This is a genomic window from Micromonospora sp. NBC_01699 (genome assembly GCF_036250065.1).
Classification (GTDB): Bacteria; Actinomycetota; Actinomycetes; order Mycobacteriales; family Micromonosporaceae; genus Micromonospora_G.
Map to the genome: position 1 here is coordinate 4,199,016 of NZ_CP109199.1, position 21,310 is coordinate 4,220,325.

The 21,310-nt window shown below is 71.6% G+C and carries 15 protein-coding genes; 3 read left to right on the forward strand and 12 right to left on the reverse strand.

Annotation, left to right across the window (positions count from 1 at the left end; translation table 11 throughout):
• Positions 1-97: 97 nt before the first annotated feature.
• On the reverse strand, positions 98-577 hold the full coding sequence (locus OG792_RS18205; protein WP_329100410.1) for a rhodanese-like domain-containing protein: 480 nt from the start codon (positions 575-577) through the stop codon (positions 98-100).
• 187 nt (positions 578-764) lie between these two features.
• Entirely contained in the window at positions 765-4,484 is a 3,720-nt protein-coding gene (locus OG792_RS18210; RefSeq protein WP_329100411.1) for a M12 family metallo-peptidase, read from the reverse strand.
• A 351-nt stretch (positions 4,485-4,835) separates the two neighbouring features.
• Between OG792_RS18210 and OG792_RS18215 the strand changes: the two genes are divergently transcribed.
• The gene (locus OG792_RS18215; RefSeq protein ID WP_329100413.1) at positions 4,836-5,777 is read left to right on the forward strand and encodes an NmrA/HSCARG family protein; all 942 of its coding nucleotides are present in this window, start codon (positions 4,836-4,838) and stop codon (positions 5,775-5,777) included.
• Between the two features lie 61 nt (positions 5,778-5,838).
• On the opposite strand, the gene OG792_RS18220 is transcribed toward OG792_RS18215, so the two are convergent.
• From OG792_RS18220 to OG792_RS18255, 8 genes are all read right to left on the reverse strand, one after another.
• Positions 5,839-6,114: a DUF559 domain-containing protein gene (locus tag OG792_RS18220; protein ID WP_329100415.1), complete on the reverse strand. Its 276-nt coding sequence runs from the start codon at positions 6,112-6,114 to the stop codon at positions 5,839-5,841.
• A 679-nt stretch (positions 6,115-6,793) separates the two neighbouring features.
• Positions 6,794-8,305 carry a M28 family peptidase gene (locus OG792_RS18225; RefSeq protein WP_329111315.1) on the reverse strand — a complete coding sequence of 504 codons (1,512 nt, stop codon included), beginning with the start codon at positions 8,303-8,305 and terminating at the stop codon, positions 6,794-6,796.
• Between the two features lie 74 nt (positions 8,306-8,379).
• On the reverse strand, positions 8,380-9,594 hold the full coding sequence (locus tag OG792_RS18230; RefSeq protein WP_329100417.1) for an acyltransferase family protein: 1,215 nt from the start codon (positions 9,592-9,594) through the stop codon (positions 8,380-8,382).
• A gap of 132 nt (positions 9,595-9,726) precedes the next feature.
• Entirely contained in the window at positions 9,727-9,861 is a 135-nt protein-coding gene (locus tag OG792_RS18235; RefSeq protein WP_329100419.1) for a hypothetical protein, read from the reverse strand.
• Entirely contained in the window at positions 9,858-10,883 is a 1,026-nt protein-coding gene (nrfD, locus tag OG792_RS18240) for an NrfD/PsrC family molybdoenzyme membrane anchor subunit (RefSeq protein WP_329100422.1), read from the reverse strand. The genes OG792_RS18235 and nrfD overlap by 4 nt, the downstream gene beginning before the upstream one ends.
• On the reverse strand, positions 10,880-11,869 hold the full coding sequence (locus tag OG792_RS18245) for a 4Fe-4S dicluster domain-containing protein (RefSeq protein ID WP_329100424.1): 990 nt from the start codon (positions 11,867-11,869) through the stop codon (positions 10,880-10,882). The genes nrfD and OG792_RS18245 overlap by 4 nt, the downstream gene beginning before the upstream one ends.
• 3 nt (positions 11,870-11,872) lie before the next feature.
• Positions 11,873-15,127: a formate dehydrogenase gene (gene fdh, locus OG792_RS18250; protein ID WP_329100425.1), complete on the reverse strand. Its 3,255-nt coding sequence runs from the start codon at positions 15,125-15,127 to the stop codon at positions 11,873-11,875.
• A 64-nt stretch (positions 15,128-15,191) separates the two neighbouring features.
• Complete coding sequence (locus OG792_RS18255) at positions 15,192-15,503, reverse strand: hypothetical protein (protein WP_329100427.1); 312 nt, start codon at positions 15,501-15,503, stop codon at positions 15,192-15,194.
• A 278-nt stretch (positions 15,504-15,781) separates the two neighbouring features.
• On the opposite strand from OG792_RS18255, the gene OG792_RS18260 reads away from it, so the two are divergent.
• Complete coding sequence (locus tag OG792_RS18260) at positions 15,782-18,553, forward strand: alpha-amylase family glycosyl hydrolase (protein ID WP_329100428.1); 2,772 nt, start codon at positions 15,782-15,784, stop codon at positions 18,551-18,553.
• Positions 18,554-18,659: 106 nt separating this feature from the next.
• Here the strand turns inward: OG792_RS18260 and OG792_RS18265 are convergent, their stop codons facing one another.
• Positions 18,660-19,595 carry a helix-turn-helix domain-containing protein gene (locus tag OG792_RS18265; protein ID WP_329100430.1) on the reverse strand — a complete coding sequence of 312 codons (936 nt, stop codon included), beginning with the start codon at positions 19,593-19,595 and terminating at the stop codon, positions 18,660-18,662.
• A 71-nt stretch (positions 19,596-19,666) separates the two neighbouring features.
• On the opposite strand from OG792_RS18265, the gene OG792_RS18270 reads away from it, so the two are divergent.
• Entirely contained in the window at positions 19,667-20,602 is a 936-nt protein-coding gene (locus OG792_RS18270; RefSeq protein WP_329100432.1) for a saccharopine dehydrogenase, read from the forward strand.
• Here OG792_RS18270 and OG792_RS18275 read toward each other — a convergent pair whose 3' ends face one another.
• A complete protein-coding gene (locus OG792_RS18275; RefSeq protein WP_329100434.1) occupies positions 20,603-21,217 on the reverse strand; it encodes a dihydrofolate reductase family protein in 615 nt (204 codons plus the stop codon).
• Positions 21,218-21,310 lie beyond the last annotated feature (93 nt).

Below are 21,310 nucleotides of genomic sequence, written 5' to 3' on the forward strand. Positions count from 1 at the left end.
CCGCCACGGTCCGGGGCAACGCCCGCCTTGCGGCCGGCTTCACGCCCTCGCAGCCCGGTCGCGGGCGAACCCGCGCAGCCGGTCGGCGGCGTCCCGGTCAGCAGCCGCAGGTGGCGCCGAGTACCGGCGCGGTCAGGTCGTCGGCCGGACGGCGTACCAGCCCGGTTTCGGTCTGCACCGGGAAGCCCTCCCGGACCCAGTATTCGTAACCACCGAGCATCTCCTTGACCGGGTAGCCGAGCCCGGCGAACTCCAGCGCCGCCCGGGTCGCGCCGTTGCAGCCCGGCCCCCAGCAGTAGGTGACCACGGTGGCGCCGGCCGGCACCACCGCCGCCGCCCGCCGCCCGATCTCGGCCCGGGGCAGGTGGACGGCACCGGGCAGGTGCCCCTGCCGCCAGGCGAGGTCGTCGCGGGAGTCCACCACCACCAGCCGGGACACGCCGGCCTCCAGATCGGCGTGCACGTCGCTGACATCGGTCTCGAAGGCCAGCCGGGCGGCGAAGTGGGCGACCGCCCCGGCCGGCGATCCGGGCGGGGTACGCAGGACGTTCGACGTCACGGAAATCGAATTGGTCATAGAGGTGATCATGGATGCCCGGAGAACTCCCGACCAGTGGCACGAATGCCAGGGTCAGCCGAAATCCTGCCAGTTCCCGGCCCCACCCCCGTGCCGAGCGCTACCCCCATGCCGAGCGCGCCGCCGCAGGGGGAAAGGGTGGCAGACCGGGGTCGGCCACCCTTTCCCCGCGTACGGGACGGTGCGACTACAGGATCAGGATCGTCCCGCCGGAAACCTTGATCTCCCCGGTCCGCGCCCCGGTCCAGTCCGAGGAGAGCAGCAGCCGCTCACCGTCGGTCAGGGTGATGCCCAGACCGTCGTTCGAGCTGAGCAGCCCACGGTCGGTCGCGGTCAACCGGAGGGTGAGTCCGGTGCCGACCGCGACGGCCCGCCGCGGATCGGTGACGTCGAACAGCCCGGCCCGACTCCGCAACTCCAGCACGTCCGCGCCGGCGCCGGTACGCGCACCGAACGACCTGATGTCGGTGCTACGGATCTCGTACCGCCGGCCGCCGGACCTGAACGTCACCGTGGCCAGTCCGGTGGCTCCCCCACCGCTCCCGGCCTGGGCCACGAGCAGCGAGAAGTCGGCCCGCGAGCCCCGGTCGACCGGGTAGGCGCCGGCCGACCGGGTCGGCGTGAGCGTGCCCGCCCCGATCACCGCCCGGGTCTCCGGCCGGGCGACCTCGACCCGGGCGCTCGCGGTGCCGGCGTAGTTGCCGCCGACCGTGACCGTGACCTGGTGGTTGCCGACCGGCAGAGCCGCCTCGCAGCTCGTCGAGGCCGTGCTGGTGTCGGCCGGCACGAGCAGCCCGACCACACCGGTGCAGAGCGTCCGGCCGCCGGCCGCGAACGTCACCGTCGCGGTACGGATGTCCCCCGGTCGGGAGTCGGCCGGGTCACCGGCCACCGAACCGTCCCGGACGGTCGCCCGCAGTGACACGGTGGTGCCGTTGCGGCCGTACGCGAGACTGTCGCCGGTGTACGTGACCTCGGCGTTCTCCCGGACCACCCGGATAGTGAACGTGGTGGTGGCCGTACCGCCGGTCTCGTCGGTGACGATGACGCTGACCGGGTAGTCGCCCGGTGCGGCGGTGGTGGCGCCGGCAACGGTCCACTGCCGGGTACCGGGGCGGGTGCCCGCCTCGGAGGGGGTGCCGGGTGCCAGGGAGAGCCCGCTCGGCAGTCCCGTGGCGGTCGCCGACAGCGCCCCGCCGTCGCTGTCCGGGTCGGTGGCGCCAACGTGCACCTCCGGCGAGACGCCGTCGCTGTACTGCACGGTCGCGCCGCCGGCCGGTGCGTCGTCGGACACCTGCGGCCCGGCCTTGATGGTGATCCGGTCGTCGTTCAGGTCGAAGAAGACGTTGCCGACCGCCTCGACCCTGATCCGCGCCGTCGTGGTGGCGACGTTCGGTACGGCCACCGCCGCGCTGCCGTCGTTGGCCGTCCGCTCGGCCAGCACGTACGGGAAGGTCGCCCCGTCGTCGGTGGAGAGCGAGATCTTGACCTCGGTCACGCCGATCGGCGCGGCGTCGGTGCCGGCCACGTCCCAGGTGACCGCCTGCGTCGAGCCGCCGACGACGGTGCCCGTACCGGTCTGCGAGGTGACCAGGAACGGCCCGGCGGTCGGGGCGACGACGAGCGCGGTGTCCGCGCTGCCGACCCCGCCGGCCCCCGGGTGCCCGTCGCGGGCGGTGAGCCGGAAGTGCATGGTGCGGCTGTTGTCGAAGCCGACCCAGTCGGCGGTCGGCAGGAACTCGGAGAAGCAGTCGATGATCGCCGCCGGCACGTTGGTCGCCCCGCCGGTCGGCGGCGCGGGCGGTGCCGCCGGGCAGGCGCCGGTTCGTGCGTTGGTGTTGTTCGCCGCGATCTGCGCCACGTCCGGGAACACCCGCGTCGGGTTCGTGTCGACGGCGTTCAGCCCCGGCGAGTAGTACTCCAGGGTGTCGGTCGGGCTGACCACGGCCGCGGTGCCGAACTGGCGGAACAGCGGACCGTTGGTCTTGGTGTTGTTGACCAGCGCCGTGCCGGCGGTGCTGCCACCGCTGATGCCGCCCCGGTCGTTCTGCTCCCACAGGTACGTGACGGTGTCACCGTCCGCGTCGGTCGCGCCGCCGGTGAGGGTGAACGGCGTACGGGTCGGGATGGTGTACGACGCCGGCACGGTCACCACCGGTGCCCGGTTCGCGGTCTGCTCGACCAGCCAGCCGCCGTTGTCCACGGCACCGCCCTTGACCGTCTCCCCGACCGAGCCGGACGCGCCGGTGGTGGCGGTGATGGCGAGCGACTCGACGTTGACGGCGGCGAGCGGGCCGGCGTTGAAGGTGACCTGGAAACCGGTGTCGTCCAGGGTGCCGGTGCCGCCGAACGCCGCCACGGCGGCTGTGGCACCGGCCGGCCAGTCCGGGATCGACTCGATTGCGGCCTTGATCCCGGCGGTGGTGTAGTTGGCGCCCCGGACGATCGGCGCCGACTCCCGGCCCGCGTAGCCGATAGTGAACGAGTCGCCGTCGGTGTCGAAGCCGCGCAGGGCGGCGGTCTGCACCTCGTTGATCAACGGGCGGGTGGAGCCGACGAACGTGGTGATCTCGGTGTAGCTGCGCTGCGACCAGTACGGGTCGCTGTGCGGCTGGAGGTTGTCCTGCTGGCAGATACCGGCGTACGCCATGATCGACGACCCGCTGCCCGGCTCGTACGAGTTCGCGGCGCTGCGGTTGCCACCGGAGCAGTTGTACTGGGTGCCGTTGAAGGTGTGGTTGCCGGCGAACTGGTGCCCGATCTCGTGCGCCACGTAGTCGACGGCGTAGAAGTCACCGACCGGGGTCGGCAGGCCGGTGCAGCCGCGCGCCTTGGTGGCACCGCCGACCACGCCGAGTCCGGCCACGCCGCCGCCGTTGACGCCGAGACCGATGTGGCCGACGTCGTAGTTGCCGGCGCCGATCAGCTGGCCGAGCACTATCTGGTTGCGGCTCAGCGTGCCGCTGCCGCAGGAGGCGATCTGGGCCGGGGTGAAGCAGGCGGCCGTACCGCACGGGCCGTTGGGCTCGGTGGCCAGCGCGGCGGTGTTCAGGTTGGTCCGGTCGGTCTCGTCGACCAGCACCAGCCGGATCGCGGTTTCGTCCTCGTAGACCTGGGTGACCCGGTTGACCAGGGTCACCTTGGCGGCGGTGACGTTCTCCGGGCCGAAGAAGGTGGCGTACGACGGATCGGTCACCAGGGCCAGCCGGTAGGTGCGCAGGGTCACCGTCGGCCCGGCCTCGGCCGGCTCGACCTGCTCGGTCACCGCTTCCGCCGCCGACTCGACGTCCTCCAGTTCGGCCGGCGACTCGGTCGGGTTGACGAGGTCGTGGCCGTAGTAGCTGGCGTACACGCTCTGGTCGAGGTGGTAGTACGGGTCGACGAACCAGACTCCCCGCTCGGAGCGGACCGAGGCGTGGAAGCCCAACGGCGTGAGGTCCGCGCGTACGGTCGCGGTCTTGTCGTCCAGGCCCCGACCGGCGTACGTCTTGATTTCGGGGTGTTTTGCCGCGAGCCCGGCTTCCATCACGGGCGAGTCGACCAGTTCGAACCGCTGGAGGTCGCCCTCCGGGGTGGGCAGCGAGACCACCAGCGGCGCCGTCCGGGCGCTGTTCGCCGCGCGTTCCCGGGGCGCCCGGTCCAGTTCGGATTCGAGCAGCGCCCGGTCCAGGCTGAATCCGGCGAGCCGCTTCGCCTGGATGTCGATTGCCTTGCCGGACCGGGCGGCGGTGAGGTTGCCGCCGATCTTCGCCCACGGGGTCTGGGGTTGGGCCGGCGCGGCGGCGGCCGGGGTGGCGGCGACCAGTACCGGTAGCAGGGCGGCGGCCAGGCTGGCCACCACCAGTGCGGCCAGCCGGGGCCGGGGCGCGGCCCGGTCGCGGATCGCGGACAACGAGGGGTTTGTCAACTCTGTCTCCTCGGGACTCGGGCGCCGGCCCGATGCGATCGGCGCCGTCTTCACACCCAGGTCCGCCCCGGTGATCACCCGAGCGGATGATCAGACGATAGGCGCCGGGACCGACCATGGATAGATCCAAATTCGTCGTACGTCACCGCATGGTCCGGTACGCCGCCCCGGTGCGCCGCCGCCTGTCCAGCCCCCGTTCCGACGCCGTCGGCAAACAACGAAGACCGGGACCGCGATACCCGGCGGGGGTATGACGGACACCACCCTCCGAACGGGACGAACAGCACCGGCACCCACGTTGTGCGGACTGTAAGACAGATCGGCAAGCATCGATTGAATGGGAGCCCGGAGATGACCGACAAGAAGGTAATCGCAGTGGTTGGCGCCACCGGCGCACAGGGCGGCGCGGCGACTCGGGCGATCCTCGCCGACGGTGAGTTCGCGGTCCGGGCGATCACCCGGAACCTCGATTCGGAGAAGGCCCGCGAGCTGGCCGAACTCGGCGCCGAGGTGGTCGAGGCGGACCTGTACGACCGGCCGAGCCTGGAGAAGGCGTTCGACGGGGCGTACGGCGCCTTCGCCGTCACCTTCTTCTGGGCGCACATGTCGGCCGAGCGGGAGCTGACCGAGGCGCGGAACCTCGCCGACGCGGCGAAGATCGCCGGACTGGAGCACGTGGTCTGGTCCACCCTGGAGGACACCCGCGAGTCGGTCCCGCTGACCGACGACCGGATGCCCACCCTCGACGGCCGGTTCAAGGTGCCGCACTTCGACGCCAAGGCGGAGGCCGACACCTTCTTCGCCACCGCGGGCGTGCCGACCACCTACCTCCGTACCACGTTCTACTGGGACAACCTGCTCGCCGGTGTCGGCCCGCAACGGGACGAGAGCGGCCGGCTCGTGCTCGGACTGCCGATGCTGGACAGCCGGATCGCCGGGATCACCGCCGAGGACGTCGGCAAGTCCGTACTCGGAATCTTCAAGAGCGGGACCGACCTGGTCGACCGTACGGTGGGCATCGCCGGTGAGTTCCTGACCGGTGCCGAGATCGCCGAGACGTACAGCCGGGTCCTCGGCGAGGAGGTTGTCTACCGGCCGCTGTCGCACGACGCGTACCGCGCTCTCGGCTTCCCCGCCGCGGTCGAGTACGGCAACATGTTCCAGTACTACGCCGAGTTCCCGGAGGCTTTCCTCGGCCGGCGTGACCTCGGGTTCACCCGGTCGGTCAACCCGACCGTCCAGACGCTGGAGCAGTTCCTGACGGCCCACCGCGACGAGCTGACCGCCGGCTGACCCGGTTCGAACGCGACACTGGTGCGCCCTCCGCTGGCACCCCCACCGGAGGGCGCACCGTCTATTGCGGCGAGCGGCGCCGGTCCAGGATGGCGACGATCTCGCGACGTACCTCGGTCGGGTCGTGGACCAGGCGGCGATGGCTGAACCGGACGACCAGGATGCCGAGCGTGGCGAGCAGGGCGTCCCGCCGTAGGTCGATCTCCCGTTGGCGTGGATCGCCGTGTGCGGCGGCTCCGTCGAGCTCGAAGGCGACCCGTTCCTGTTCGGCGTAGACGTCCAGGTACATCGTGCGGTTGGCCACCCGGACGCGCACCTGGCGCTGGAACCGTGGCATGCCCGGACCGGTGAAGACAGCCTCTGGTTGACCGCCCGGATCATCGACTCGGAACGTTCGGCCGGGGACAGCATCGGCCACGCCTCGACCAGCGCCCGCTCGATCCGGACCACCGCCAGACCCGCACGGATCATCACGTACGGAGGAGCCACCTCGAACTCGCTACGGCTGTGAACCACCAGACCGGGCCTGCCTCGGATGGCGACCCCATGCGGCACGCTCAGATGCAGCGGCTCGTCGACGGGTTGCCGGTGCAGACCCCACACGTCGAGCGCGGTGGCGTGACTCAGTGCGCCGCGCCCGTCGGCGTACATCAGCGCAGCTCGGCGGCGCGGTGCCGGCTGGAGGCAGGTGAGCGGGGAGGCTCCGTCACCCGGCGAGCCGCCGGCCACGAGTCGTGCGTCCGCGTACACCTCGGGTAGCACCCGCCGTAGCCGGCCCGACTGGACGGCCCAGCCCAGCTTCCGCCTCGACACCACCTGACGCGCCAGCCGCCACGTCACCAACCCGCCACCACGTTCGACCAACGACCGCAAGACCTCGTCCACGCCGCGAGGTTGGTCCTCCCGCCCCTATAGGGTCCCCACGATCATTAGGCACTGGGGCACGCGAACCGCTGATGATTGCGTGCCTGAGCAACAAATGATCACGGGGACCCGTCGCGAGGCGATGAGGCGCGTCAGGGGGTGCGGGCGGTGGCGTAGGCGGCGCAGCCGATCAGTTCCATGGAGACCTGGAGGCGGGCGGGGCTGACGTTCTTGGCGATGGTGTCCTCGGGACTGTGGTACGGCGGTTCGAGCAGTGCCGGCGACTCCTCACCCCGCCAGGAGAAGTTGGCGCTGGCGATGCCGACCTCCTGGAACGACTGGTGGTCGCTGGAGCCGCGCAGGGTGACCGGGGAGATGCGCGGCTCGTAGCCGAGCCGGGTGGCGGCGGCGGCCACCTCGGTGGTCGCCCGGTTCGCCAGCCCGTCGAAGGAGAGCAGCCAGTAGCGGGTCGCCGGATCCCAACTCGTCGCGACCATGTCGTTCTGGTAGACCGCCACAATCCGGTCCCGTTCGGCCTGGGGCAACTGCGCCACGTAGTACCGGGAGCCGATCAGGCCCTGCTCCTCCGAACCCCACAGCCCGAACCGGATGGTCGCGTCGGTCGGCAGCGACCGCAGCACCCGGGCCAGTTCCAGACACAGTACGGTGCCCGAGCCGTCGTCGTTGGCACCCGGAGCGCCGATCACGGTGTCGTAGTGGGCGCTCACCATCACCACCGGGCCGTTGCCGCCGGATCGCCTCGGTGCCCGCTCGGCGAGCACGTTGTGCGAGGTGAGGCCGCGGTGTGCGGTGGTGGCGACGGTCAGCGTGAACGGCCGGGCGGCGAGGCGTGCCCGGAGCCGGTGCTTCTGCGCCTGCGCCACGCCGACCACCGGGATCGGCACCGGCGTGGTGGCCGAGCCGGGCAGGGTCGGCGCGAAGGCCGAGGCGCGGCGCGGCTCCACCAGGTCGGCCGGGAGGAAGACCACGGCCGCCGCACCGCGCGCCACCGCGGTCGCCACGAGCGCCTCCCGCTGTGCGGCGACGTAGTCGACGAGCACCACCTTTCCGGTGACGTTCTCGGGATAGTTCGCCGGGGCACCGGCGGCCACGTCGACCACCGGGCCGCTGACCCGCGTGTTCAGGGCGGCGTGCGGTGACGCGCCGACCTGCCAGTTGAGGTCGTCGGGCAGTCCCGGGCGGGAGCTGAGCTGGGCCAGGAACTTGTCCGCGACCGGGAACGGCTGGAGTGTGGTCCGGTAGCCGAGGTCGTCCAGCACGTCCTCGATGTAGTCGGCGGCGGCGCGTTCCGAGGCGGTGCCGCCGATGCGCGGTCCGATCCGCTCGGAGAGGACCCGCAGGTGATCGATGGCCCGTCGGGCCGACACCCGGCTCGCTACCAGACGGTCGGCCGGGTTGAGCGACGGCGGGCGGTGCGCACCCGGCCGCTGGTCGGTCACGGCCCACGCCGGAGCGGCGACGGCGAGGCCGGCGGCACCGCCGAGGCCGATGGCCAGGGCGCGGCGCCGGGACAGGGCGGAGTCGGACGGGGAGCGTTCCGGTGACGGGGAGGAGTCGGCGCTGGTGTCCATTGGAGACCTCCGGTGCTGCCGGAACGGACCGGCGACATAGGTACGGACGGCGAGCGCGATCACATCGAGCATCGTGATCACTTCGAAGAATGTAGCCTCCGGCAACGCACCGATTCAAGATCGTGACGCTGCGGATCTGTCCGCCGCTATCCCCGCAGGCCGAACAGGAACCGGGTCAGCCTGGTCCGCCGGACCAGCAGGTCGTACGCGAGCGCGGTGAGCACGAGCGAGACGCTGACGATCGCGGCGTACTCGACGGCGATGGGTGCCCGCCAGCGGACCACCCCGTACGCGACCGCGACGACGATCGGCTGGTGCAGGACGTACAGCGGCAGCACGGCGGCGACGAGGTAGTCGTACAGCCGTCGGCTCCGGCTCCGTACACCGTCCGAAGTGGTTGGTGCGGCTGCGGGGCGGCGGCGGTCGAGCAGGCCCAGGATGGCGACCAGCCAGCACCAGCCGGTGGCGCCGTACAGGGCGCGGGCGGCGACGGCGAGCGGGGTGTGGTCGGTGAACGGGTCACCGCTGTCCGCCGCGACCAGGAAGCCGGGCAGCCCGATCGCGAACAGCAGCAGACCGGCCACGGCCGCCGGTACGGCGTCGCGCCGCATCGCCGCCCGGAACCGCTCGTCGGCGGCGAGCACGAACCCGGCCAGGAAGAACAGCAGGTACGCCCAGCGGTGCCAGGCGGCGAACCCCTCCTCCAGCCCGAACAGCGCACTGACCAGGCCGATCGCGACGGCGGGCAGCAGCACGACGCCCCGGTGCCGTACCGCCCCGGCCGCCCGGTCGCGGATCCGGTGGGCCCGGTCGGCGGGCAGCCAGCCGGCCACCGGCGCCAGCAGCAGGGAGAACGCCAGCAGCAGCACCACGAACCAGAGGTGGCCGGTCTCGAAGTGCTCGCCCCGCAGCACGAACGGGAAGTCGCCGGGCGCGAGGCGTACGTCGAAGAACCGGGGCAGGAACCGCAGGTACGACTCGTGGTAATCGGGATCGGCGCGCAGGCGTAGCCACTGTGGCAGCGGCACGATGGTGACGGTGGCGAAGACCAGTGGCACCCCGAGTCGGCGTACCCGTTCGAGGGCGAACCCGGCCGGGCCCCGGTGGCGCAGCGAGTGCCACGAGCCGAGGCCGGCGACGAGGAAGAGCATCGGCATCGCCCAGACCACGCCGAGGCTGGCGAAGATCGTGGTGACCTCGGTGGTCTCGGTATTCTTGACGTAGAAGTCGTCCCGGCTGTCGAAGACCAGCGCCGAGTGGAAGAAGACCAGTCCGACCACGACCAGGGCACGGATCGCGTCGAGTTCCGGCCGGCGCTCCGGACGCGCCGCTGTCGCCGGATCGATCCGTTCCGCCGTCATCGCGCCTCCGCCACCGTCCCGCCCGTCGCCGTCGCCATCGCGATGTCAACAGTGTCGGACCGGGGTGAACGGACGCGCCAGCGGTGCGGCCGATCCTTGCCGGATCGTGCAGTCACGGCTCGCCCGAGTGACTTACGACCGCAGTGCGTTGTGGAGCCGTCGGGAGGTACCCGACCCGGACGGGTCGCGGCGGGCGGCGAAACAGGCCGCGAGGCAGGTGGTGACCACTATCGCGGCCAGCGGAAGGTGCTTGCGCAGCGTACTCATGTCTGATCCTTCGCGGCCCGGTCGCGGGCGGCCAGCCGGTCGCGCTGCGGGCCGACGGTGTATTTCGGGTCCTTCGCGGAGGCGAGGCCGGCGTGGAAGATGCCGAACCGGGTGCACAGCGACCCGGCGAGCAGGGCGACGCCGGCCGCGATGCCGGCTCGCCGGTTGCCACCGGTCAGCGCCAAAGTCAGCGCGGCGGTGGCGCTGAGCACCTTGCCGGCCCGGATCAGCGCCCCGCCGGTGTCCTGTTGCAGCGGTTCGGCCAGCGGGCCGAGCCGCTGCTCCAGCCGCCGGGTCATGGTCAGTTCGGCGACCGCGCCGAGCAGCGCCGCGCGCCGGGCCGGGCCGGACTCGGCGCCGGGCCCGACGAGCAGGCCGAGTCCGCCGGCCGATGCGGCCGCCGAGCCGACGAAGAGCAGCGGCATCTCCCGGTGGCCCTCGTGCCACGCCGGGACCGCCGTGTTCGAGATCAGAGCACCGGTGTACGCGGCGACGGCCGGCCCGAGCAGCGCCGCGCCGATCGTGGCCAACCGACCGGGTACGGGAAGCCGCCCGGTGACCGCGCTCGCGGCGGCCGCCATCGCCATCGGGGCGTAGCCGGCGAGCAGCCACGAGCCGATGCTCATCGGCGACGTCACCTTGATCACCCGGAGCATGTTGACGAACCGTTCCGGGCGGCCGAGGTCGTGCACCAGGGTGTAGAGCGATCCGGCGATGGCAGTGGCCGCGCCGGCCTTGAGCCCCCGGGCCAGTGCCGGCCGACCGGTGAGTTCGGCCGCCGCCGCCAGGGTGGAGGACGCGCCGGCCAGCCCGCCGAGGAAGAGGTACCCGGCGATGTCGGGTGCCTGCCAGGTCGGCGCGTTGAGCACCGGCCGACCGTAGTACGAGCGGAAGTCCGCCTTCGGCACCATCAGCCGCTCGCCGCGCTGCCGCCGACCGGGCCGCCCGGCCGACCCGACCACCGCGTCCCGCTCGGCCGGCAGGTCCGGCGCCCGGTCGAGACGTACGTCGGTCCGGTTCATCGTCGCGCTCCCGTCGGGGTGTTGGCACCGGACAGGGTCACCGCGACCAGGCCGACCAGCAGGCCCGCCGCGGCCAGGCCGACCCGCCGCCACATGGCCGGCAGGTCCCGGGTGGTGACCACCGGGTCCGGTGGCAGGCCGTACACCTCGGGTTCGTCGAGCAGCAGGAAGAAGGCGCCCGCGCCGCCGACCCCGTCGTCCGGGTCGGCGCCGTAGAGCCGGGCGCTGTCCACCCCCTCGGCGTGCAGGGCCCGTAGCCGTGCGGCGGCCCGCTCCCGCAGCTCGTCGAGCTCGCCGAACTGGATCGAGTCGGTCGGGCAGCTCTTCGCGCACGCCGGCTCCTGACCGACGGAGAGCCGGTCGTAGCACATGGTGCACTTTGCCACCCGGCCGTCGGTCGGCCGCTTGTCGATCACCCCGTACGGGCAGGCCGGCACGCAGTAGCCGCAACCGTTGCAGATGTCCTCCTGCACCACCACCGTGCCGAACTCGGTCCGGAACAGCGACCCGGTCGGGCAGACGTCCAGGCAGGCGGCGTGGGTGCAGTGCTTGCACACGTCGGAGGACATCAGCCAGCGGAAGTCCATCTCGGCGACGCTGCCGACCGCCCCGTCCGGCGGGACCGACGCCGGCAGGCCCAGCGAGACCGGCGTACGCCCGGCCGCCGCCCGCTTCAGCTCGCCCGGCACCTCGGTCGGGGCCAGGTACGTCTCCTGCCGGCCGAGTTGGCGGGGCTGCTCGACGAACGCGACGTGCCGCCAGGTGTCGGCGCCGAGCCCGACACTGTTGTCGTACGACATCCCGGTGAAGTTGAGGCCGTCCTCGGGGATGGTGTTCCACTCCTTGCAGGCCACCTCGCACGCCTTGCAGCCGATGCAGACGCTGGTGTCGGTGAAGAAGCCGACCCGTTCCGGGTGTGCGCCGTAGCCGCCGACGGTCGCCGGGTCGGCTCCACCGGTGGCCGCCTCACGCAGGTCGAAGCCCATCGCCTACACCTCCGTACCGGTGCGGCCGGTGACCCCGGCCCGGCGCTGGTAGTCCCGGACCATGGCCGGGCGGGCCGGTCCCCGTGGCCGTCGACCCGGTCGGATGTCCGCGCTGAACGCCTTGACCTCCTGGATGTGCGAGTTCGGGTCCAGCGAGATCGCGGAGAGTTCGTTGGCGGCGTCACCCCGGCTGTAACCGTTCGGTCCCCAGTGGAACGGCAGCCCGATCTGGTGGATCACCCGGCCGTCGACCCGCAGCGGCGCCATCCGCGCGGTCACCAGCACCCGCGCCTCGATCGCGTTGCGGGCGGTGACGATGGTGGCCCAACCGGCGTGTTCCAGCCCGCGCTCGGTCGCCAGTTCCGGTGACACCTCGCAGAAGAACTCCGGCTGCAACTCCGCCAGGTACGGCACGTTGCGGCTCATCGCCCCGGCGGTGAAGTGCTCGGTCAGCCGGTAGGTGGTCACCACGTACGGGAAGATCTGCGCGCCGGGCTCGGAACCGCTGGGGTGGTACCGATTCTCCGGGTGCGGGCGCAGCAGTCGGGCCGGGTTGCGCTGCTGGCGGTAGAGCGGATTCTGCACCGGCGAGTCCTGCGGCTCGTAGTGCGTGGGCAGCGGGCCGTCGAGGACACCGCTGGGCACGTACAGCCAGCCGAGGCCGTCGGCCTGCATGATGAACGCGTCCGTGCCGCGCAGGGCCGCGACCCCGCTGGCTCCCTCCGGCGGCTGGTAGTCCGGGCGCTTGGTCGGTTCGAAGTCCGGTACGTCGTACCCGGTCCACCGGCCGGCGTCCTCGTCCCACCAGACCATCCGCTTGCGTTCGCTCCACGGCTGGCCGTCGGGCCGGGCCGAGGCCCGGTTGTAGAGCATCCGTCGGTTCGCCGGCCAGGCCCAGGCCCACTCGGCACCCACCCAGTTCTGTTCCTCGCCGGGCTTGCGCCGGGCGGCCTGGTTGATCCCGTCGGCGTACACGCCGCAGTAGATCCAGCAGCCGCAGGTGGTGGAGCCGTCGTCGCGCAGCGCCGTGTACGCCGACAGCGGCCGACCGTCGGCGTCCCAGCCGTTGATCTCGGCGAGCACCGCCTCGGCCATCGGCTCACCGGTCTGGCCCTCGGTCGGGTAGTCCCAGGTCAGGTCGAGGATCGGCCGATCCATGGGGTCGGTCGAGCCGGCCAGCTTGGCCCGGACGAGCCGGCCCAGGTGGTACATGAACCAGAGTTCGCTGCGCTGGTCGCCGGCCGGTTCGACGGCCTGGTGGTGCCATTGCAACATCCGGTTGGTGTTGGTGAAGCTGCCGGACTTCTCGGTGTGGGTGGCGGCGGGCAGGAAGAAGACCTCGGTGCCGATCCGGTCGGTGGACAGCTCACCGGACTCGATCTCCGGTCCGTCCTTCCACCAGGTGGCGCTCTCGATCAGGCTGAAGTCCCGGACCACCAGCCAGTCCAGGTTCGCCATGCCGAGCCGCTGCATCCGGGCGTTCGCCGAGCCCACCGCCGGGTTCTCGCCGAGCAGGAAGTAGCCCTTGCAGTTGCCTTCGAGCTGCTCCATCGTGGTGTCGTACGCCGAGTGACTGCCGTTGATCCGGGGCAGGTAGTCGAAGCAGAAGTCGTTCTCGGGCTGCGCCACCGGGCCCCAGTACGCCTTGAGCAGGCTGACCGTGTAGGCCCGCAGGTTCGCCCAGAAGCCCTTGCGGGCGGCGTCGCCGTCGATGAAGTCATCGAGGTTCCCGTGCCGGTGGGCGTGCGGCATCGGGATGTAGCCGGGCAGCAGGTTGAACAGGGTGGGGATGTCGGTCGAGCCCTGGATGCTGGCGTGGCCGCGCAGCGCCTGGATCCCGCCGCCGGGGCGGCCGATGTTGCCCAGCAGCAGTTGCAGGATGCTCGCGGTCCGGATGAACTGCGACCCGTCGGTGTGCTGGGTCCAGCCCACCGCGTAGACGAAAGCGGCCGTCCGCTCCGGGCCGGAGGCTTCGACCAGGTGCCGGCAGACCCGGGCGAACACGTCCTGCGGCACACCGCAGATCCGCTCCACCATCTCCGGGGTGTAGCGGGAGAAGTGCCGTTTCAGGATCTGGTAGACGCAGCGCGGGTGGCGCAGGGTCGGGTCCTGCCGGGGGTCGCCGTCGAGCGCGGCCCCGCCGGAGCCGTGCTTCTCGCCCGTTCCGGCACCGTGCTTCGCGTGCTGGGTGGCCAGCCGCCGCTCGTACGCCTCGTCGCGGTCGCCGGACGCGGTCGCCTCCTGGGTGCCCTCGTACTGCCAGGTCTCGGCGCTGTACTGGTGCACGTCGGGGTCGAAGCCGGAGAACAGGCCGTCGAGGTCCTCGGTGTCACGGAACCGCTCGTCGACGATGGTCGACGCGTTCGTGTACGCCAGCACGTACTCGCGGAAGTCCCGCTCCCCGGTCAGGACGTGGTTGACGATCCCGCCGAGGAAGGCGACGTCGGTGCCGGCCCGCAGCGGTACGTGCAGGTCCGCCAGCGCGCTGGTACGGGTGAACCGCGGGTCGACGTGGATCACCGTGGCGCCGCGCGCCTTGGCCTCCATCACCCACTGGAAGCCGACCGGGTGTGCCTCGGCGAAGTTGGATCCCTCGATGACTATGCAGTCCGCGTGCTGGAGGTCCTGCATGAAGGTGGTCGCCCCGCCCCGGCCGAACGACGTACCGAGACCGATCACGGTGGAGCTGTGGCAGACCCGGGCCTGGTTCTCGACCTGCACCACACCGAGCGCGGTGAACAACTTCTTGATCAGGTAGTTCTCCTCGTTGTCCAGGGTCGCGCCGCCCAGGCTGGCGATGCCCATGGTGCGGGCCACCCGCAGCCCGTCGACCTCCCACTGCCAGGTCTCCCGCCGGGTACGCAGCACCCGGTCGGCGATCATGTCCATGGCCGTGTCCAGGTCGAGTTCCTGCCAGTCCCGCCCGTACGGCGGCCGATAGAGCACCTTGTCGAGCCGGCCGGAGCCGGTGGTGAGTTGCAGGGTGGCGGCGCCCTTGGGGCAGAGCCGGCCACGGCTGACCGGGGAGTCCGGGTCGCCCTCGATCTGCACCACCCGGTCGTCGCGGACGTACACGTTCTGCCCGCAACCCACCGCGCAGTACGGGCAGATGGACTTGACCACCCGGTCGGCGCTGGCGGTCCGGGCCGGTAGCGATCCGCTCTGCCGGGACTTGGCGGCGGCCGCCCGGCCGAACCCGTCCGGTCCGGTGAGCTGACGCCAGACCGGCCATGATCCGATGGAGATGGGCTGTCGCACCGACCCTCCTTCGCGTCTTCGGTGGCGGCTCTCTACCGGTAACCGGTGCCGGCCGGACTGACCGTCACCGGTGGGTGGGGCCGTCGTCCGGTCGTTGGGTGGCCGAGCGCTCCTGCCGCGCGCGGGTCCGTACCCACTCGTGCACCCGCTCGGAGTGGCTCGGGTTGACCTCCCGTGGGTTCACCAGCCGTTGCGAGTGCGACGGCAGCATGCCCGGTCGTTCCCGCTGCCGCCCGGTCACGGTGTCTCCCCCGTCGGCCGGGATCCCGGTCGCGACGAGGTACGCCTGACCGGCCGGGATGCCGAGCAGCCGGCCGATCTCGGGGTAGCCGTGGCCGAGGTCGACCAGACGCAGTACCTGTTGCTTGCTCGGCATGCGAACCTCCAACTGCGCGCCGTGACAGCCGCACACCTACTGCCGACAAGTTTCGCATTTCGCCCCACCCGTGGTCCGAAAACGCGAAAAGCCGCCGCCGAGGGGCGACGGCCGGGCCGACCGGAGCGCGGGTGGCGGGCGACGATCGGGGCCCCGCGAACCGGGCCGGTGGGCGCGCGGCATCGTCTGGCGTCCATCGATGGCGTACGGCAACCTGTACTGGGCATCGAGCACCACCGCTACCACCACCCGCGACCGCTGCCCAGGAGGAGTCGAACATGTCGATCCGTTCCCGTACCGCAGCGCTGCTGTCCGTGATGCTGGCGATGGCGTTGCCCGCCGTACCCGCCGGCGCGGCCGGGAAGGGTTCCGGGCACGATCCGCAGGCGCTGCACTCGCTGCGCGGGCCGGTGACCGACGAGTCGTTCTACTTCGTGATGGCTGACCGGTTCGCCAACGGTGACACCGCCAACGACCGTGGTGGGCTCGGCGACGACCCGCTGGTGTCGGGCTTCGACCCGACCCGGACGGGCTTCTACAACGGCGGCGACCTCAGGGGCCTGCTGAACCGGATCGACTACATCCGGGGGTTGGGGACCAGTGCGATCTGGCTGACCCCGAGCTTCAAGAACAAGGCGGTGCAGTTGGAGGACGGCCCGTCCGCCGGCTACCACGGCTACTGGATCACCGACTTCACCCAGATCGACCCGCACCTGGGCAGCAACGCCGACCTGCGGGCACTGGTGGACGCCGCGCACGACCGGGGCATGAAGGTCTACTTCGACATCATCACCAACCACACCGCCGACGTCATCGGCTACCAGCAGGGCGCCCGGATGGCGTACACCGGCAAGGACGCGGTGCCGTACCGGACCTCGGCCGGGGTGCCGTTCGACGACCGGGACAGCGCCGGTCGGCCGAGCTTCCCGACGCTGAGCCCGACCACCTCGTTCCCGTACGCGCCGGTGCTGGATCCGGGCGAGCGGGACCTCAAGGTGCCGGCCTGGCTCAACGACGTCACGCTCTACCACAACCGGGGCGACACGACGTTCACCGGCGAGGACTCGTACTACGGCGACTTCTTCGGGCTGGACGACCTGTTCACCGAGAACCCCCGGGTGGTCGACGGGATGATCGACATCTACCAACGGTGGATCGGCGACTTCGGCATCGACGGCTTCCGGATCGACACGATGAAGCACGTCAACGACGAGTTCTGGCAGAAGTTCGGCCCCGAGGTGCTGCGCTACGCCCACCGCCAGGGCAAGTCGGAGTTCTTCATGTTCGGCGAGGTGTTCGACACCACCCGCGCCTTCACCTCGCAGTTCACCACCCGCGACCGGATGCAGGCGGTGCTCGACTTCCCGTTCCAGGAGGCGGCCCGCAACTTCGCCTCACGGGGCCAGCCGACCAGCCAGCTCGCCACCTTCTTCACCGACGACGATTTTTACACCGATCGGGATTCGAACGTCTACCAGCTGCCGACCTTCCTCGGTAACCACGACATGGGCCGGATCGGCAGCTTCGTCGCCGCCGACAACCCCGGCGCGGACGACACCGAGCTGCTGGCCCGCGACCGCCTGGCGCACGAGCTGATGTACCTGTCCCGGGGCAACCCGGTGATCTACTACGGCGACGAGCAGGGCTTCACCGGTCCCGGCGGGGACCAGGCCGCCCGGCAGACGATGTTCGCCAGCCAGGTTCCGGCGTACCTCGACGACGACCTGATCGGCACCGACGCCACCCACGGGCAGGACAACTTCGTGCCCGGCCACCCGCTCTACCGGTCGATCAGCCAGCTCGCCGCGCTCACCCGTACCCACCCGGCCCTGCGCGACGGCGCCCACCAGCACCGGTACGCCACCGACGGTCCGGGCGTCTACGCCTACTCCCGGCTCGACCGGTCCGAGCAGCGCGAATACGTGGTGGCGACGAACAACAGCGAACAGCCGCAGACCGCGGCCATCCCGACCTACCTCGCCGACCACACCTTCACCCCGGTGTACGGCGACGGCCCGCGCCGGGTACGCACCGGCAACGACCGGAAACTGACCCTGACCGTGCCGCCGCTGAGCACCCTGGTCTACCGGTCGACCGGGCGACTGCCCGGGTCGAAGGCGGCACCGGCGATCTCGCTGGGCGCACCCGTACCGACCGCCGAGACACCGGGCCGGATCCGGGTCGCCGCCGACGTGGCCGGATCCTCGTTCAACGAGGTCACCTTCGAGGCCCGGATCGGTAACAACGGCCGGTGGGAGCCGATCGGCACCGACGACACGACGCCGTACCGGGTGTTCCACGACGTTTCCGGGCTGGCCCCGGGCACGCCGGTGCAGTACCGGGCGGTGGTACTCGACAACAACCGGCACACCGCGCGGACCGGGGTCCGCACCACCACCGTGCCCGCGCCGGCACTGGCCATCGCCGCACCGGCCGAGGGCAGCGGCGTACGCGGAAGGGTCGAGGTGCGGGCCACCGCGGACCCGGACCGGGCGACGCACGTCGTCGCCGTCGAACGCCGGGTCGCCAACGGTACGTGGCAGCGGATCGGTACCGACGACTCGGCACCGGTCTACACCGTCTTCGACGACCTCACGCCGCTGAACCTGGCCGCCGACACGGTGGTCGAGTACCGGGCGATCCTCACCGAGCCCAACGGCACCCGGATCACCAGTCCCACCCGGCGGGTACGCGCCGCCGGACCACCGATCAGCACCACCACCCTGCACTACCTGCGGCCGGCCGGTGACTACGGGCAGTGGGGGTTGCACCTGTGGGGCGACGCGGTCGACCCGGCGACCCTGGCCACCATCGGCTGGGACCGCCCGCTGCCGCCGACCCGGATCGAGAACGGCTGGGCCGAGTACGACATCCCGCTGGTCGACGACACCCGACCGGTCAACTTCATCATGCACCTGCCCAACGGCGACAGCGTGCCGTCGACCCGTGAACCCGGCGGCGACCGCGCGTTCCTGCCGCTGGACCGCCCCGAGGTCTGGATCGTCCAGGGCGACCCGACCGTCTACTCCGGCCCGCCGGCCGGGCGCTGAACGTTTCGTCTCCGCTGCCGCCGGGGCTGACCGCACGGTCGGCCCCGGCGGGGCACGGGCGGATTCCGTGGCCGCCGGTGTTTCCGTTCGCGGGTCTGGTGGCGACTCAGGGCCGGAAGGTGCGGCGGTAGGTCTCGGGCGGCACCCCGAGCTGATGGCCGAAGTGGCGGCGCAGCGTCGTCGCGGTGCCCATGCCCGTCCGCGCCGCGACCTGCTCGACGCTCAGGTCGGAGGTCTCCAGCAACTCCTGTGCCCGCCGGATCCGCTGGGTCAGCAGCCAGCGCAGTGGGCTCGTCCCGGTCACCGCGTTGAAGTGCCGGGCCAGGTTGCGCGAGCTCATCCCGGCCTCCCGCGCCAGGTCACGCACCGTCAACGGACGGTCGACGCGTTCCAGCGCCCAGGCCATCAGGCCGGCGAGCACGTTGTTCCGGCCGTACCCGACGGCGGCCGGGATGAACTGCGCCTGTCCGCCCGGACGGTGCGGCGGCACCACCAGGCTGCGCGCCAGCGCGTTGGCCACCGCCGTGCCATGGTCGATCCGGACGAGATGCAGGCAGAGGTCCAGACCGGCCGCCTTGCCGGCCGAGGTGAGCACGTCACCCTCGTCGACGTAGAGCACGTCGGCGTCGACGCGTACCGCCGGGTACCGGTCGTGCAGCAGGGCGGTGTGCGCCCAGTGGGTGGTCGCGCGTCGGCCGTCGAGCAGACCGGCCTCGGCGAGCACGAACGCGCCCGTACACAGCGAAGCCACCCGGGCACCGGCCCGGTGGGCCGCCCGGACGGCGTCGACCAGCGCCCGCGGTGGGGGTTCGGCGACGTCGCGACAGGACGGGACGATCACCGTGTCGGCGTCGGCCAGCCCGTCCAGGCCGTGCCGGATGCCGGCTCTGAGCCAGCCGCCGACCTCCGCGTCGTCCTGACCGCAGATGGTGAAGTCGTACCACGGGGTGCCCAGACCTCGGTCGACGCCGAAGACCTCGCAGGCGGCGGCGAGTTCGAACAGGGGTGTGCCGTCGGCGACGGCCAGGGCAACCGAGCGCATGTCCGAAACTGTACGGGACCCGTCGTTGCGGACACTGGTCGCATCCGATCGTCGAGACGACGCTGAACACCATGAAAAAACGAGTCGCGGTCGTCGGCGCCGGGGGCCACACGGGCGGTTTTGTCGTCGCCGAGCTACAGCGGCGGGGCATGACACCGATCCCCTGCGGGCGCGCCACCGACCTGGACCCGGCGCTCCGGAACGCCGACGCCGTGATCAACTGTGCCGGGCCGTTCGCGGCCACGGCCGTCCGGGTGATCGAGTCCGCGATCCGGGTCGGGATCCCCTACCTCGACGTCACCGCCGAGGTCGAGGTCGTGACGGACACCTTCGCCGACTACGCCGGGGCCGGCATCCCGATCGTGCCGGCGGCGGCGTTCTACGGCGGTCTCGGAGACCTGCTCGCCACCTCGGCGATGGGAGACTGGCCCGCGGCCGACGAGGTGACCATCGCGTACGCCCTCAGCGGTTGGCGGCCCACCCCCGGCACCCGGGCGACGGGGCGGGTCTCCGCCCAGCGCCGGAACGGACGACGGATCGCCTACACCGGCCACCGGCTGCGGTTCCGCGAGGGAGACGCGCCCCGTACCGAGTGGACCTTCCCGGACCCGATCGGCACCCGCCCGGTCGTCGGCGAGGTCACGATGGCCGACAGCGCCACCATTCCGACGCATCTGTTCACGGCCGACATCCGCACGTACATGTCGAGCAACGCGCTCGACGACCTGCACGCCCCGGACCCGTCGGGGCCGGTCGCGGTCGACGAGCGCCGCCGCTCGGCGCAGACCTTCCTGGTCGAGGTCGTCGTACGGTCGGGTGACACGCAACGTCGCGCGGTGGCCAGCGGCCGGGACATCTACGCGGTCACCGCGCCCCTGGTCATCGAGGCCGCCGCCCGGATACTGGCCGGAACGGGTGACGCGGCCGGTGTCGCCTCGGTCGGCGCGCGTTTCGACGCACCGGACTTCCTGGTCTCGCTCACGCCGGACCAGCTGACCCTCGGATGACTACTCTCCCGCGGGTACCCGGTCCTTGACGTCGTCGTAGCCGACCTTGCCGGGTGCCGGGCTGAGCGAGTAGATCACCCGGATCGCGCCCGTCGGGAACGCCTCCGTCGCCGTCATCCTCAGGTGGTACGGCGTGTCACCCTCGTCGAACAGCCGGCGGCCCTTACGCGCCGCCACCGGGTGCACCAGCAGACGCAGCTCGTCAACCAGCCCGGCGGCGAGCAGTTGCTGCACCACGGAGATCGACCCGGGGATGAGGATGCCCTTGATGCCCGCATCGGCCTTGAGCGAGGCGACGGCGTCGGGGAGGTCGCCGCCGATCAGCTCCGAGTTACGCCAGGAGAAGGTCAGCGGTTGGCGCGAGACGACCACCTTGCGCACGTCCCCGAGCTGCTTGGCGAACGGCGCGTCGTCCCCACCCGCGGCCTCGCGGTCGGGCCAGGCCCCGGCGAAGCTGTCGTAGGTCTCGCGGCCGATGAGCAGCACGTCGGCGGTGTCGTAGTCCTCGCCGACGGCGCGGCCCATGTTCTCGTCGAAGTACGGGAAGTGCCATTCGGGGTCGATCTCGGCGACACCGTCGGCCGAGATGAACAGCGTCGAGATGACCTTTGCCACCGGGGAAGTCCCTTCGAGTCGGGTGCTGTCGGCAGGTAGGCCGACAGCACCCCAACCTATCGCCACGGGTGGCAGCTGTGTGGCGGTCTACTG